Below are 14,493 nucleotides of genomic sequence, written 5' to 3'. Positions count from 1 at the left end.
TTTGCCCGTCACATCTCTACCTGAGTTCCCAGCTCAATCACTCTATTCAGTGGCAATTTGAAGTACTTCAAGTTGCTATTAGCGTTCTTCAGCAAAAATGCGAAAAGACTTTCCCGCCAGCGCGCCATCCCAATGCGCTTGGTGGGGATCACTGTCTCCCGGCTGAGGAAGTAGGTGGTGCGCATCGGACTGAAATCCAGCTCATTCAAGTGACACAGACCTAGCGCCAAGGGCACGTCAGGCTCCTCCATAAAACCAAAGTGCAGACTGACCCGGAAAAACCCTTCGCCATAAGCTTCAATCTCAAACCGCTTGTCAGCAGTAACGCGAGGACTGTCTTCAGACACCACGGTGAGCAGCACCACTTGCTCATGCAAGACCTGGTTATGGAGCAAGTTGTGCAGCAACGCATGCGGTACAGCATCGGCCCTGGCCGTCAGGAAAACGGCTGTACCTTGCACACGATGAGGCGGCTGCGAGCGGATACTGCTGATAAACAAAGGCAGAGGAAGCGCGGTCTCGTCCAGCCGCTCGACGATAATTTTGCGCCCCCGCTTCCAAGTGGTCATCAAGATGAACAGGCCAATACCAGCGATCACGGGGAACGCACCACCCTGGAAAATTTTGGGCGCATTTGCGGCGAAGTACAGGCTGTCGACCAGCAGAAACCCGAGCAGCATCGGGATGGCCAGCCAGCGCGGCGTTTTCCAAAGCAGCAGGACGACAGCTGAAGACAAAAGCGTGGTAATCAACATGGTGCCTGTCACCGCGACCCCATAGGCAGCCGCCAAGGCACTGGATGATTCGAAACCGATCACCAGCAGTACGACTCCGACCATCAATGCCCAGTTAACCGTGCCGATGTAAATCTGCCCCTGTTCCTGGCTCGAGGTGTGCTGGATAAACATGCGCGGGACGTACCCTAGCTGGATGGCCTGACGTGTCAGGGAGAAAGCACCAGAGATCACGGCTTGAGAAGCAATGATGGTGGCAAGCGTAGAGAGCGCAACCATCGGTAGCAGCGCCCAACTTGGCGCGAGCAGATAGAACGGATTGCGCACAGCCTCCGGGCTCTCAAGGATCAACGCACCCTGGCCAAAATAATTGAGTACCAGCCCTGGCAACACCAGAATGAACCAGGCACGAGAAATGGGCTTGCGACCAAAGTGGCCCATGTCGGCATACAGTGCTTCAGCACCGGTCAACGCCAACACAACAGCACCCAAAATCGCCACGCCCATGCCCGGATGAACCACGAAGAACTGCACTGCCCAAGCAGGGTTCAGCGCTTGCAGCACTTCGGGGCGCTGCAAAATCCCGTAGATCCCGAGCGCGCCTAACACCACAAACCACAGCACCATGACCGGGCCAAACAAAATCCCGATGCGAGCAGTGCCGTGTTTCTGTATCAGGAACAGCGCCACCAGCACGATCACCGACAGGGGTACAACCCAGTGCTCGATCCCGTCAAACGCCAGCTGTAGCCCCTCAACCGCAGAGAGCACCGAAATCGCCGGGGTGATCATGCTGTCCCCGTAAAAAAGTGCGGCGCCAAACAGACCGAGCAACACCAGTACTTTGCTCATGTGCGGATAAGGTGCTGCTGCGCGGCGGGCCAAAGCCGTCAACGCCATGATGCCGCCCTCACCCTGGTTATTGGCACGCAGGATGAACAGTACGTATTTGATCGAGACGACCCAGATCAGCGACCAAAAGATCAGCGACAGAATACCCAGCACTCCGTCGTGATTCACTTGAACGCCGTAGTGGCCGGAAAATACTTCTTTCAGCGTGTAGAGGGGGCTGGTGCCGATGTCCCCGTAAACCACCCCGACAGCAGCGACGAGCAAGCCCACTCCTGAGGATTTGGATGGGGAGTCTTGGTTTGCAACGGTCGCGGTCTCACTCAAGGGGCACTTCTCTCAACTAGCGGGGGGTCACTGCAAGCCATCCTTGGGCAATACATTTTTTCCAGGGCCATCGGAAAAGCATGGCGCATGGACGATCTGAAAAATCGCGGCCAGTATCGTTGCGGGTTAAATCACCTACCGTAAAGAAAGCGTAAAAATTTTACGGCGATGACTGCCCGTTTTTTCGAACACTTAAACTTAGTTCGGTTTCGATTGTATTTTCAGTGTGGGAAGGGTTGACCTATGCAGTCGCCTACGGGGCATCGAAGGACTTTATAGATCTCGGAAACCACCTGCATCGTTGCGTCTTCGATCGTTCCTTCATTACGGCATAAAACCCAGCCGTGATCTGCAATCGCTCGCTCGAATGCCTGGGTACAAGCGACATGTTCTTCCAGCTTATGGATCACAGTACTGCTCAGCCCACGCCCTCGTGCCGCTGCCCTCGCCCATGAAATATCAGGGTCGGTGACAACCCCGACATGCAGGTCTGGCACTCGCACGTTTCGATCAATGTTCAACTGCAGAATCTCTGCAAACGGGACTATCCGGCGAAACGCGGCCTCGGACGGGTACCAGCGATCGATCAAGATGATGCTGTCTGGTGGCTGTTTAGCCAGCACGTGCTGGGAAATCCAGGTACGGCTATCAGCAAAGCGCTCACAAACCCCCAACTCCAGATCCCGGGAGGGATTTCTGACGAGCTTGTTAACGAGGGCCATTGTTTCACCCCTATAGGGATCGCTTTTTTTCTCGCAAAGTCGGATCACCTTTTTGTTGTCTGCCCTCAGTACTTTCGTAACGGCTTCCAACAGTGTGGTTTTGCCGGTTCCCTTGGGCCCATCTAGAGAAACAAACAGCGGACGATTCATTCTTCAAACAACGATTGATATACGGTTTTTTTGCCCGGTTCGTTCGCTGGAACCGCATGGCGCGACGACGCGAATCGAGTGCAGGGACCTAATGAACAGACATTGATGAACACTCTAACCCGGTTTCTGGCCAACGGGTCTCAAAAACCAGGGTTACAACCGCGCGAGCCAGCATGGCCGGCGAAGCGCTGGCAATGCTAGCGGCCATTGTTCCCCCGCCTGATTCATCCGATGCCCCCCGCCGTGGGGGGTCGTCAAGGGTATCGAACTTACTACTTTTGAGCGGCGCAGAAAGCGGTGGTCACCTATCGCTGTGTCTGTATCGATGATATTGAACGCTGCTGATTATGGATTGGCTGATCGATCAGAACATTGCGTTTACTGCTGTGGTGCGCAGCGCCGAGCGCACGCAAGAAATGATGGCGCAGCGCGTAGTGCGACTGGAGTCTGCGACTTACGAAATCATCGAGGTCGACCACACGGTCGAATCGCTGACCCAGGCATTCCGGGGCGCGAAGGTCGTTTGCAATACCGTGTCCCCTTCGCCAAGTGAGAGAACAGACCGTTCAATGCGCTTGTTCATATCGAACTCCTGGAATACGGCTCGCGGTACGCGGTACGCGGCCAGGTTGTATGAGGCACGGGGCGATCATTGCAACCTTATCTGTGCCGTTTTTCTCTTCAATATCAGCGGCACCTTTGTTCAATAACGCCAGGTCATGTTGGCCGTCAGTGCTTGAATCCAGGCGTTATCGAACTCGCCTGATGTGCGATTGCCGGACAGGGCTTTGGTCTGGTCGACGGACATGTCCCCCATCCACACCGTGACCCAACTGAAGTTGAGGTCGGTCTCTTTGTTAAGCGAATAGGTAAGGCCGGCGGCGAAGCGCCAGGCGTCGCCCATGGGCACGGTCAACGTGCGATTTGCGTCGGAGACTGCCGAGGTGTCGTAGGCGATACCGAAGTCCCATAACAAATCAGGATTCATCTGGTATTGCGCGCCCAGGGCCAATTGATAAGTGTCTTTGTAATGCGCATCGATAGTGGTCGCCCGCGAGCCGGCGGCAGAGGTGTCTGCGTCGATTTCGATGTCGCCGAATTTCGACCAGTCCTGCCAGTTGACCGAGGCCAGTAATGCCCATTGCGAGTCCAGTTGCTGGTACAGGCTGAGCGTTGCGGTTTGCGGTACGTTCAGATCGAGCCCGAGGTTGGTGCCGTCCAGTCGACTCACCAGCGGCGCATTGCTTTTCACATCCAGGCCATCTTCAAAATCCAGGTCGACCTGACTGGTGTAAGCCAGGCCGACGCGGGTGCCCGGTTGCGGCGCATAGATCACGCCGACGTTGGCGCCATACCCCCAGTCGTGGTCCTTGTACTTGTATTGTCCATCTGCACGATCCGTGAGACCCAACGGTCGCTGATCAATCGCTGCCTCGGATTTCAGCATGCCGTACATCGCTTTGACACCGACACCCACTGACCACTGCTCGTTGAAGCGATACGCCACACTGGGCACCAGTGACAGACCCGCGATACTCGCGTTCTGCACGAAATAACGCCCGGACCAGTCGTTGTCGTAGTTTTCCGCAAGTCCGAAATCGCCATAGGAACCGAAGCCGACAGTCCATTGGTCATCCAGTTGGTGGCTGATGAAAAAACTGGCGCCTGGTATGGGATCGAGCACATTGCCGCTGCCGGTGCCTGGGGTATTGGTTTCACCGTCCCGATGGAACGACAAATCACCGAAAAGGATCTGCGCCCCGGCGGTCATTTGAGTGCCACTCAGATAACTCAGGCCTGCGGGGTTGCTGGCGATGGTCGAAGGGCCCTGTGCCCTCGCCGCCGCACCGGCATTGGCTAACCCGGCGTTATCAGTCGCGATTTCATACAACATCAGCCCGCCGGCAGAACCTCGTTCACTAACAGAAAGCATCAGCAATCCGAGTGCTGCAACAAGCAGTGCATTTTTATTCGACTGCATGACGCCCCTCTTTAATGATGTTTAGTCACTATCGATCAGCTAACAGCGCAACCGGGCTCTTATGGCGAAGTGAAGTATTGCTGATGAATCAGCATTGTCCATTTACGCCCTGTCATAACCGCAACCTAGCCGCCGATCAAAGTTTTCACCGGACGGGCGGTCGCATTGGAAAGTGTTGAAACGCTTCGCCCCACCCCACTCTAGGGGGAATGGTTCGGTGCAGCAGAGCTGGAGCAATGGCAAGTGTGCACCTATGCTTTGCTTGCTGGAAAAACTGATCAAGCAGACTGTGCTGCTCCGACAATGGCGCGCAACATTTGTGAAAGGTCATCCGAGCGAATCGATGTCAGTACCACTCAGTGATGACGAGAGCGCAGGAAGGATGATTGAACGCGCCCTGATGAATGTCATTGCGCCATTAGTTCCTGAGTTTGGGTAGTCAATGCATTTGGCATCCTTCAAGGAGAACTCCATGACGCAAACTTTCAAACCACTTGCCGTATTGTCATCTTTGGTTGCGCTGGCCTTGCCTGCGGCGCAGGCGGCAACCGCAATCCCACCCGGAATCACTACCCCGGATCGCATCGAAACCCGTGTCGGCACCCTGGAATTCAAGGACGGCGCGCCGACCGTAAAAACCAGCCGGGACGTCTACGACACACTGGCATTCGCTCGCGGCATTGACGCGTTCATGAACAGTTTCTCGGGGGCCTCGGCCTATGCGATTCGCGAGGGCTTCCACAGCATTGGGGCTGACGACAACTCGGTGATTATCTTCTCTGAGCTGATGGACTCCAACTCGCTCTTTCTTACCGCCAACGCCGACACCATTTATTCCCTCTCGGTCCTCGACCTGATGAAGGGCCCCTTGGTGGTCGAGGTGCCGCCGAAGTCGCTCGGCACGCTCAATGACATGTGGTTCGGCTGGATCATTGACGTGGGTACCCCCGGACCCGATCGGGGCGAAGGCGGCAAGTACCTGGTCGTGCCGCCGGACTACGAGGGGCCTCTCCCAGACAGTGGCTTCTTCGTAGGCCGATCGAAAACCAATCATGTGCTATACGCCGTTCGTGCATTTATGGAGAACAACGATCCCAAGCCCGCTGTCGACCTGATCAAGGACAAGCTGAAGATTTATCCCTACACACCCGGCGGTTACGGCACCAGCATTGCCACGGCACTTGCCGGTCAAATCAGGCTGGAGCCCAGCCCGCCAATACCGCCGACGAAGTTCGTCGAGGGCACCGGCAAGTCTTTCAACACCATTCCCCCTAACGATTTCGCCTATTTCGAGACGCTCGACAAGCTTGTGCAGCTGGAACCGGCCACCTCGTTCGACCCCGAGCTCCTGGGCCAACTGGCGGCCATTGGTATCGTAAAGGGCAAGCCCTTTGCTCCGGACGAGCAGATGAAGAAGATCCTCACCGACGCAGCCGCCGTGGGCAATGCGGCGGGACGATCACTGAACTTTCGTGCTGCCGAGTACCCCGGATGGGCCTACTACCCGAACTCGATGTGGGCCAGCATGCTGTGGCAAGGAGGTTTCGACTTTCAGACGCCGCCGCCCATGATCACCAAGGAAGGCTATTTCAAACCATTGCCGCCGACGGGCGCGCGGACGCTCGACTCCCGCACGGCCTTCTACTACGCCTACACCATGGATTCGCCGGGCATGATCATGCGACTGCCCAATGTGGGCTCGCAGTACCTCATGGGCTTCTCGGACGCGAAAATGAATCCCTTCGATGGCGGCAAGACCTACAAGGTGACCCTGCCGCCGAAGATTCCGGCGGGCAAATTCTGGTCGTTCACCGTCTACGACAACCAGACGCGCTCGATGCTCCAGACGCCGCAACGCTACCCGCGAGCGGGTAGCCAGACCTACCCTTCACCGGCCGCCGTCGAGAACGCGGACGGGTCCACGACCATCTACTTCGGCCCTACAAAGCCAGCCGACGCCAAGGCTGGCAACTGGATTCAGACCATGCCTGACAAAGGCTGGTTTACGATCCTGCGTCTCTACAGCCCGCTTGAACCGTTTTTCACCAAAACATGGCGGCCGAGCGAACTCGAACAGGTTCAGTGAAGGGACCGCAGTGTTCGGCCAGGAAGCGCCCTGACGGCCTATCGCCAAGGTACAGCGTGCGCGCCAGCTCAATACCCCGTCGCCTGCCGATACTGACGCGGTGTAAAACCAGTCAATGCCTTGAACTGTCGAGTGAACGCACTGTGGTCGGTGTAGCCGCACTGCAGGGCGACTTCGGTGATGGGAATCTCGGTGTGCAGCAGACGGTGCGCGTGTTCCAGGCGAACCTTTTGAATCATCTGTCGCGGCGTCAGGTGGAACACGCGCTTGCAGTACCTTTCCAGTTGCGCGACTGAAATGCCGGCGATCCGTGTGAGTTCGCCCAAGGTGATGCGGCGATTGAAATGCGCGCGAATGTGTTCATCCACCGCGGCCAGCCGCTGATACGCCGGATGCGTATCACTGGCCGATTGCAGGTCGACCGAGATCCCTGCCAAGCCAATGATTTCGCCGTTGCGGTTATACAAAGGGCGTTTATGCGTCAGGCACCAACCGGGCTCTCGACTCCCATATAAGTGCAACTCCAACTGGTCTTCCAGGACAAAGCCTTGCTCCAGCACACGGCGATCTTGTTCGGTATAGCCAGGCCCCAATTGCGCTGGAAAGACTTCGGCGCTGGTTTTTCCAAGCAGCGGTTGCAGCTGCTTCAATCCACAGCGCTGCACCAGCGTGCTGTTGGCCATGACATAGCGCGCCTTGATGTCTTTGATAAAGATCGCGGCATTGGGGATGACGTCCAGCATCGGCAACAGAAGTGCCACGCCCGCCAGTAATTCTTCGAGGGTGTCGGGACGATTCAGGTCGTTCCCCTGGCACAGGATCGCCATTGCATTCTGCGTCATGGAGCTTGTTCTCCCTCTCTCCGGACAGGCAAAAAACCACGCTGCGCCCTCTCCTTCAGCGGCGGCATTGAGGCACGCGCAAGCAGATTGCCCCAAGGCTTTCCCCGTGTCGAGTGGATAGCGAGATGGCCGGATCGGCCATTCGAATTGTGCCGATTTCGTCATCCACGCCCATGGAAAACATCAATCGCAATCGTCCTGACGCGTCCACTCTATCGCCATTGCATGCACACCTGCCTATCCAATAACTCACAAGAAGGCGACGCTATGTCAGGCAAAGGCAAGTTCAAAAAACAACTGTCGTTGATGGACCTTACATTCATCGGATTGGGCGCCATTTTCGGTTCCGGCTGGTTGTTCGCAGCCAGCCACGTTTCTGCAATTGCGGGGCCGGCCGGTATTTTTTCCTGGCTCCTGGGCGGCTTTGCGGTGTTGCTGCTGGGCATTGTTTACTGTGAATTGGGTGCAGCGCTGCCGCGTGCCGGTGGCGTGGTTCGTTATCCGGTGTACTCCCATGGCCCGTTGCTTGGCTACTTGATGGGTTTCATCACGCTGATCGCCTTCACCAGCCTTGTGGCGATTGAAGTGGTTGCCGCTCGCCAGTATGCCGCCGCCTGGTTTCCCGAACTGACCAAGGCCGGTTCCAGCGATCCGACGATCATTGGCTGGCTCGTGCAATTGGGCCTGCTTTGCCTGTTCTTCCTGCTCAACTATCGGAGCGTGAAGACCTTCGCCATGGCCAATAACCTGGTCAGCGTGTTCAAGTTCATCGTCCCGCTGCTGGTGATCGGTGTTCTGTTCACCTTCTTCAAACCGGCAAATTTCCATGCTCAGGGCTTCGCGCCATTCGGGCTGTCGGGCGTCGAAATGGCCGTTTCGGCTGGCGGCGTCATCTTCGCTTACCTCGGGCTGACGCCGATCATTTCGGTGGCCAGCGAAGTGAAGAACCCGCAACGGACCATTCCGATCGCACTGATCCTGTCCGTGCTGCTTTCCACCTTGATCTATGTGCTGTTGCAGGTCGCCTTCCTCGGCGGCGTGCCTACCGAGATGCTGGCCAACGGCTGGGCCGGTGTGGCCAAGGAACTGGCCCTGCCTTATCGCGACATTGCTCTGGCACTGGGCGTGGGCTGGTTGGCCTACCTGGTGGTCGCCGACGCGGTGATCTCCCCCAGCGGTTGCGGCAATATCTACATGAACGCGACACCGCGAGTGATCTATGGCTGGGCGCGAACCGGCACCTTCTTCAAGGTGTTCACCCGCATCGATGAAAAATCCGGCATTCCGCGCCCGGCGCTGTGGCTGACCTTTGCCCTGTCGGTGTTCTGGACCCTGCCCTTCCCCTCTTGGGAAGCCTTGATCAACGTGGTTTCCGCCGCGCTGGTGTTGAGTTACGCCGTCGCTCCGGTGTCAGTGGCCGCGCTGCGCCGCAATGCGCCTGATATGCCGCGCCCGTTCAGGGTCAAGTGGATGAGCGTCCTCGGTCCCCTGTCATTCATCATCGCGGCGCTGATCGTCTACTGGTCGGGCTGGAGCACCGTGTCCTGGCTGCTCGGCCTGCAGATCCTGATGTTCGTGGTGTACCTGCTGTGTGGTCGTTTTGTGCCGACCCAGCATTTGAACCTGGGCCAACAAGTACGCTCGTCCGCATGGCTGATCGGTTTCTATGCCGTGACCATCGTGCTCTCCAAACTCGGCAGCTTCGGTGGTCTGGGCGTAATCAGCCACCCCTTCGACACCCTGGTCGTGGCGGTCTGCGCGATGGGTATCTATTGCTGGGGGGCGGCAACCGGCGTACCGGCGCACCTGATCCGTCTGGAAGACGAGGACGATGAAAGCGAAGCCGAGTTGACCCGCGTCGGCACCACGACAGCCCAGCGCCCTGCCCCTGCGCACTTCTAAAGGATAGGTCTATGAAACGGGTTCATGTCATTGACTCCCACACCGGTGGCGAACCGACTCGCCTGGTGATGAGCGGCTTCCCCCACCTGTCCGGCCAGACCATGGTCGAAAAGCGTGACGCCCTGCGCGATCAGCATGACCAATGGCGTCGGGCTTGCCTGCTGGAGCCACGAGGCAACGATGTGCTGGTCGGTGCCCTGTATTGCGAGCCGGTCTCGCCGGATGCCACCTGCGGGGTGATCTTCTTCAACAATGCCGGCTACCTCGGCATGTGCGGTCACGGCACCATCGGCCTGGTCAACTCCTTGCATTACCTGGGGCACATCGCTCCCGGTGTGCACAAGATCGACACCCCCGTCGGACCGGTCAGCGCCACGCTGCATGACGACGGCACGGTGACCCTGCGCAATGTGCCCGCCTACCGCTACCGTAAACAGGTGCCGGTGGAAGTCCCCGGGCATGGCCGCGTTTACGGCGATATCGCCTGGGGCGGCAACTGGTTTTTCCTGGTGTCCGACCACGGGCAGGCGTTGCAACTCGACAACGTCGAAATCCTCACCGAGTACACCTGGGCGATGCTCAAAGCCTTGGAAGCCCAAGGCATCCATGGCGAAGACGGCGCCCTCATCGACCATGTCGAGTTGTTTGCCGACGACGACCAGGCGGACAGCCGCAACTTCGTCATGTGCCCGGGCAAAGCCTACGACCGCTCGCCCTGCGGCACTGGCACCAGCGCCAAGCTGGCGTGCCTCGCGGCCGATGGAAAACTGGTCGCCGGTGAGCCCTGGGTACAAGCGAGTATCACCGCCAGTCAGTTTGTCGGCAGTTACGAATGGGAAGGCGAGCGCGTCCGCCCGTTCATTACCGGCCAGGCCTTCATGACCGCCGACAGCACGCTGCTGATCGACGAACAGGATCCCTTTGCGTGGGGCATTTGAGCGACCACGCAGTACTCCCCTCAATACATTTGAATGAACGCTTCAAGGAGTTACAACAATGAGCGATAGCATCTTCACTGGCTGCATTCCTGCACTGATGACCCCCTGCACCGCCGAGCGCAAACCCGATTTCGACGCGCTGGTGGCCAAAGGTCGCGAGCTGATTGATATCGGCATGAGTGCGGTCGTGTATTGCGGCTCCATGGGTGACTGGCCCCTGCTCACCGAAGCCGAGCGCCAAGAAGGCGTGGCGCGTCTGGTCGCGGCCGGCGTTCCGACCATTGTCGGCACCGGCGCCGTCAACAGCCGTGAAGCGATTTCCCACGCGGCCCATGCGGCCAAAGTCGGCGCCCATGGCCTGATGGTGATCCCCCGCGTCCTCTCCCGGGGTGCCTCTCCCGCTGCGCAAAAAGCTCACTTCGCCGCCATCTTAAAGGCCGCGCCGGAGCTGCCATCGGTGATCTACAACAGCCCTTACTATGGCTTCGCCACCCGTGCGGATCTGTTTTTCGAACTGCGTCGCGAACACCCGAACCTGATCGGTTTCAAAGAGTTCGGCGGTGCTGCCGACCTGCGCTATGCCGCCGAAAACATCACCTCCAAGGACGATAACGTCACCCTGATGGTCGGTGTCGATACGCAAGTGGTCCATGGTTTCGTCAACTGCAACGCCACCGGTGCCATCACCGGCATCGGCAACGCGCTGCCGCGCGAAGTGCTGCAATTGGTGGCCCTTAGCAAGCAGGCGGCCAAGGGCGATGCCAAGGCTCGGCGCCTGGCCAGAGAGCTGGAATCGGCGCTGGCCGTCTTGTCGTCCTTCGATGAGGGCTGCGACCTGGTGCTCTATTACAAGCACCTGATGGTGCTCAATGGCGACAAGGAATACACCCTGCATTTCAACGAGACCGATGCGCTCAGTGATGCCCAACGTCGTTACGCCGAGAACCAGTACACGTTGTTCCGCCAGTGGTACAAAAACTGGTCGGCCGAACAGAACGTTGCCTGATCTCAGCTTGTACGCGCCCGCTGTGAAACCACAGCGGGCCACTCTCTTTTCCAGGAAAGCACCATGACTCTGACAGGCCAGATGCTGATTGGTCAGCACGCTATTACCGGTACTCGCGAAGCAATCCGGGCGATCAATCCCGCCACCGACAAACCGCTCGAACCGGCCTATCCCGGTGGCACTGACGAGCATGTCGAACAAGCCTGCGCTCTGGCGTGTGCAGCCTTCGACAGCTATCGCGAAACACCACTGGCGGCACGCGCGAATTTCCTCGAAGCCATTGCAGATCAGATCGAAGCCCTTGGCGATGAGCTGATCGAGCGCGCTGTCGCCGAGACAGGCCTGCCGCGTCCACGCATCCAGGGTGAACGTGGCCGCACCTGCCAGCAACTGCGCACCTTCGCCCGCACCGTGCGGGCCGGCGAATGGCTGGATGTTCGGGTCGACTCTGCGCTACCGGAACGCCAACCCCTGCCGCGTCCGGACCTGCGTCAGCGTCAGGTCCCGCTGGGGCCGGTGGCCGTGTTCGGCGCGAGCAATTTTCCGTTGGCATTCTCGGTCGCTGGAGGTGACACCGCTTCGGCATTGGCTGCCGGTTGTCCGGTGGTCGTCAAAGCCCATGGCGCTCACCCCGGCACCAGCGAACTGGTGGGCCGCGCGGTAGCCCGTGCCGTGGAAACCTGCGGCCTGCACGAAGGCGTGTTCTCGCTGCTGTTCGGTTCCGGCCGCGAAGTGGGTATCGCCCTGGTCACCGACTCGCGTATCAAGGCCGTGGGTTTCACCGGCTCGCGCAGTGCCGGCATCGCATTGTGCCAAGCGGCCCAGGCGCGTCCCGAGCCGATTCCGGTGTATGCGGAAATGAGCTCGATCAACCCGGTCTTGCTGTTCCCGGCGGCGCTGCAAGCGCGAGCCGAAGCGTTGGCGCAGGGATTCGTCGCCTCCCTGACCCAGGGTGCCGGCCAGTTCTGCACCAACCCCGGTCTGGTGATCGCCCGTCAAGGCCCGGCCCTCGATCGTTTCATCGACGCGGCGGCGGACCTTGTTCAGCGCAGCCCGGCGCAGACCATGCTCACGCCCGGCATCTTCAATGCCTATGAGGCTGGCGTCGGCTCGATGCTTGAGCGTGCCCCAGTGTCCGCCACCGGCCTCAAGGGTGAAACGCCGAACCAATGCCAGGCCCATTTGTTCGTCACCCAGGCAGAGGATTTCCTCGCCGACGCCACGTTGCAGGCAGAAATGTTCGGTGCTGCATCGCTGATCGTGCAATGCGCCGACGACAACCAAATCCGTCAGGTCATCGAACACCTTGAAGGTCAGTTGACCGCCACCCTGCACCTGGACGACGCCGATCTCGATCGCGCCCGGGCGTTATTGCCGGCGCTGGAGCGCAAGGCCGGCCGTCTGCTGGTCAACGGTTGGCCCACCGGTGTCGAGGTGTGCGACGCCATGGTCCATGGCGGGCCCTTCCCGGCCACCTCCGACCCGCGCACGACTTCGGTCGGCACGGCGGCGATTCTGCGGTTCCTGCGCCCGGTCTGCTATCAGGACTTTCCGGACGCCCTGTTGCCTGCCGCGCTCAAGCACAGCAATCCGCTGCAGCTGCGCCGCCTGCTCGATGGCCAGAGAGAAGCCCAGGAAAATGTCTGACTCCCTTGCGACACACAACCCGCACGACAACGCGGACATTGCCGTGGTCGGCGCAGGCATCATCGGCGTCGCCTGCGCTCTGCGGCTGGCACGCCAAGGTCTGCGGGTGGTGGTCATCGACCAGCAGGACCCAGGCCGGGGCGCCTCGTTCGGGAATGCCGGGCATCTGGCAACCGAGCAGGTATTTCCTATCGCTGACCTGTCCATCCTCAAACGCCTGCCGGGCATGCTTATGGACCCGATGGGCCCCCTGCGTCTAGACTGGAAATACCTGCCGCGCGCCCTGCCCTGGTTCACGCGCTTGCTGCTGAATCTGCGCCCGGCCCCCTTTCAACGGACCGTGGCCGGCATCCGCGCGCTCAACGAAAGCAGCCTTGGCGCCTGGCACCGTCTGCTGGGGGACATTGCCCGCCCCGATCTGCTGCGCGAGGACGGCTCATTGCTGGTGTTCGAACGCCCCGAATCGCACTCGGTGATCGAAGCGCTACAGGCACGGATGCGTCAACAACACGTACCGGTCGACTACTGGCAGGCCAAGGCTGTCCGCGAGGCGGCTCCGCAACTCAACGAGGGGATACAGGGCGGGTTGTTCTTTCCGCGCACCGGGCATTTTCTCGACCCCTACCGGGTGGTCTGCGAACTGGTGCATGCCGCCAAAGCCAGCGGCGTGCATTTCCTCAAACAACGGGTGTTGGGCGCAAACCTGCATGAGCACGGCGTGTCGCTCATTACCGACAAGGGTCGTTTGACCGCTCGCCAGACCCTGATCGCCTGCGGCGCCCACTCCGCGAAGCTGACGGCAGCGCTGACCGGCAAAAAGGTGCCGCTGGATACCGAGCGCGGCTATCACCTGATGCTGCCCCATGAACACGGGCGGTTGCCTTTCGCCGTCACCTCACTGGAGCGCAAGTTCATCATGACCCCCATGACCGATGGACTGCGGTTGGCAGGCACCGTCGAATTCGCCGGCCTCGACCGCCCTCCGGCCATGGAACGCGCCTGGCAGTTGCACCGGCTGAGTGAAGGTCTGTTCAAGCGCGACTTGAACGCTGACGCGGCGACGCCCTGGATGGGTTTTCGCCCGTCATTGCCGGATTCCCTGCCGATCATCGACCGGGTGTGCGATGGCAAAGTACTGCTCGCCTTTGGGCACCAGCACCTGGGCCTGACGCAGGCAGCGGTCACTGCCGAACTCATCGCTCAACTGGCTTCGCCATTGACCACCCCCCATTCCCATGAGTTACCGGCCATTGAACCCTACCGGCTGGATCGATTCTGAGAAACACCCGCCGCCGGGCGGGTGTGGCAA

General features: G+C 59.4%; 11 protein-coding genes. 7 read left to right on the top strand and 4 right to left on the bottom strand.

Annotated elements, in window-relative coordinates; all coding sequences use genetic code 11:
- Positions 1–8 precede the first annotated feature (8 nt).
- On the bottom strand, positions 9–1,910 hold the full coding sequence (locus tag ACYZT6_RS12695; protein ID WP_462027179.1) for a potassium transporter Kup: 1,902 nt from the start codon (positions 1,908–1,910) through the stop codon (positions 9–11).
- Positions 1,911–2,131: 221 nt separating this feature from the next.
- A complete protein-coding gene (locus ACYZT6_RS12690; RefSeq protein ID WP_462027178.1) occupies positions 2,132–2,782 on the bottom strand; it encodes a dTMP kinase in 651 nt (216 codons plus the stop codon).
- Positions 2,783–3,129: 347 nt separating this feature from the next.
- Here ACYZT6_RS12690 and ACYZT6_RS12685 point away from each other — a divergent pair, with 347 nt between their 5' ends.
- Positions 3,130–3,492, top strand: coding sequence for a hypothetical protein (locus tag ACYZT6_RS12685; protein ID WP_462027177.1), 363 nt, complete (start codon positions 3,130–3,132; stop codon positions 3,490–3,492).
- On the opposite strand, the gene ACYZT6_RS12680 is transcribed toward ACYZT6_RS12685, so the two are convergent.
- Positions 3,486–4,763: an OmpP1/FadL family transporter gene (locus tag ACYZT6_RS12680; protein WP_462027176.1), complete on the bottom strand. Its 1,278-nt coding sequence runs from the start codon at positions 4,761–4,763 to the stop codon at positions 3,486–3,488. The two genes, ACYZT6_RS12685 and ACYZT6_RS12680, sit on opposite strands and share 7 nt — an antisense overlap.
- Before the next feature lie 472 nt (positions 4,764–5,235).
- On the opposite strand from ACYZT6_RS12680, the gene ACYZT6_RS12675 reads away from it, so the two are divergent.
- Complete coding sequence (locus ACYZT6_RS12675) at positions 5,236–6,849, top strand: DUF1254 domain-containing protein (RefSeq protein WP_462027175.1); 1,614 nt, start codon at positions 5,236–5,238, stop codon at positions 6,847–6,849.
- A 68-nt stretch (positions 6,850–6,917) separates the two neighbouring features.
- On the opposite strand, the gene ACYZT6_RS12670 is transcribed toward ACYZT6_RS12675, so the two are convergent.
- The gene (locus ACYZT6_RS12670; protein WP_462027174.1) at positions 6,918–7,691 is read right to left on the bottom strand and encodes a PAS domain-containing protein; all 774 of its coding nucleotides are present in this window, start codon (positions 7,689–7,691) and stop codon (positions 6,918–6,920) included.
- A gap of 267 nt (positions 7,692–7,958) precedes the next feature.
- Here ACYZT6_RS12670 and ACYZT6_RS12665 point away from each other — a divergent pair, with 267 nt between their 5' ends.
- From ACYZT6_RS12665 to ACYZT6_RS12645, 5 genes are all read left to right on the top strand, one after another.
- On the top strand, positions 7,959–9,593 hold the full coding sequence (locus ACYZT6_RS12665; RefSeq protein ID WP_462027173.1) for an APC family permease: 1,635 nt from the start codon (positions 7,959–7,961) through the stop codon (positions 9,591–9,593).
- Between the two features lie 11 nt (positions 9,594–9,604).
- Complete coding sequence (locus tag ACYZT6_RS12660; protein WP_462027172.1) at positions 9,605–10,531, top strand: 4-hydroxyproline epimerase; 927 nt, start codon at positions 9,605–9,607, stop codon at positions 10,529–10,531.
- A gap of 58 nt (positions 10,532–10,589) precedes the next feature.
- Complete coding sequence (locus tag ACYZT6_RS12655) at positions 10,590–11,537, top strand: dihydrodipicolinate synthase family protein (protein WP_462027171.1); 948 nt, start codon at positions 10,590–10,592, stop codon at positions 11,535–11,537.
- A gap of 63 nt (positions 11,538–11,600) precedes the next feature.
- Entirely contained in the window at positions 11,601–13,184 is a 1,584-nt protein-coding gene (locus ACYZT6_RS12650; RefSeq protein WP_462027170.1) for an aldehyde dehydrogenase (NADP(+)), read from the top strand.
- Positions 13,177–14,463, top strand: a complete 1,287-nt coding sequence (locus ACYZT6_RS12645; protein WP_462027169.1) for an NAD(P)/FAD-dependent oxidoreductase — start codon at positions 13,177–13,179, stop codon at positions 14,461–14,463. Before ACYZT6_RS12650 ends, ACYZT6_RS12645 begins: the two co-directional genes overlap by 8 nt.
- The last annotated feature ends 30 nt before the right edge of the window (positions 14,464–14,493 follow it).

It is taken from the genome of Pseudomonas sp. RT6P73, from assembly GCF_054897715.1.
Note: the sequence above shows the minus strand (reverse complement) of the source record. Positions and strands in the feature narration are given on the sequence as shown.

Excerpts from the sequence above, each read along its gene's own strand:
- ACYZT6_RS12650 (WP_462027170.1), top strand. The coding sequence starts at position 11,601 with ATGACTCTGACAGGCCAGATGCTGATTGGTCAGCACGCTATTACCGGT.
- ACYZT6_RS12665 (WP_462027173.1), top strand. The coding sequence starts at position 7,959 with ATGTCAGGCAAAGGCAAGTTCAAAAAACAACTGTCGTTGATGGACCTT.
- ACYZT6_RS12680 (WP_462027176.1), bottom strand. The coding sequence starts at position 4,763 with ATGCAGTCGAATAAAAATGCACTGCTTGTTGCAGCACTCGGATTGCTG.
- ACYZT6_RS12690 (WP_462027178.1), bottom strand. The coding sequence starts at position 2,782 with ATGAATCGTCCGCTGTTTGTTTCTCTAGATGGGCCCAAGGGAACCGGC.
- ACYZT6_RS12655 (WP_462027171.1), top strand. The coding sequence starts at position 10,590 with ATGAGCGATAGCATCTTCACTGGCTGCATTCCTGCACTGATGACCCCC.
- ACYZT6_RS12670 (WP_462027174.1), bottom strand. The coding sequence starts at position 7,691 with ATGACGCAGAATGCAATGGCGATCCTGTGCCAGGGGAACGACCTGAAT.
- ACYZT6_RS12660 (WP_462027172.1), top strand. The coding sequence starts at position 9,605 with ATGAAACGGGTTCATGTCATTGACTCCCACACCGGTGGCGAACCGACT.
- ACYZT6_RS12645 (WP_462027169.1), top strand. The coding sequence starts at position 13,177 with ATGTCTGACTCCCTTGCGACACACAACCCGCACGACAACGCGGACATT.
- ACYZT6_RS12685 (WP_462027177.1), top strand. The coding sequence starts at position 3,130 with ATGGATTGGCTGATCGATCAGAACATTGCGTTTACTGCTGTGGTGCGC.
- ACYZT6_RS12675 (WP_462027175.1), top strand. The coding sequence starts at position 5,236 with ATGACGCAAACTTTCAAACCACTTGCCGTATTGTCATCTTTGGTTGCG.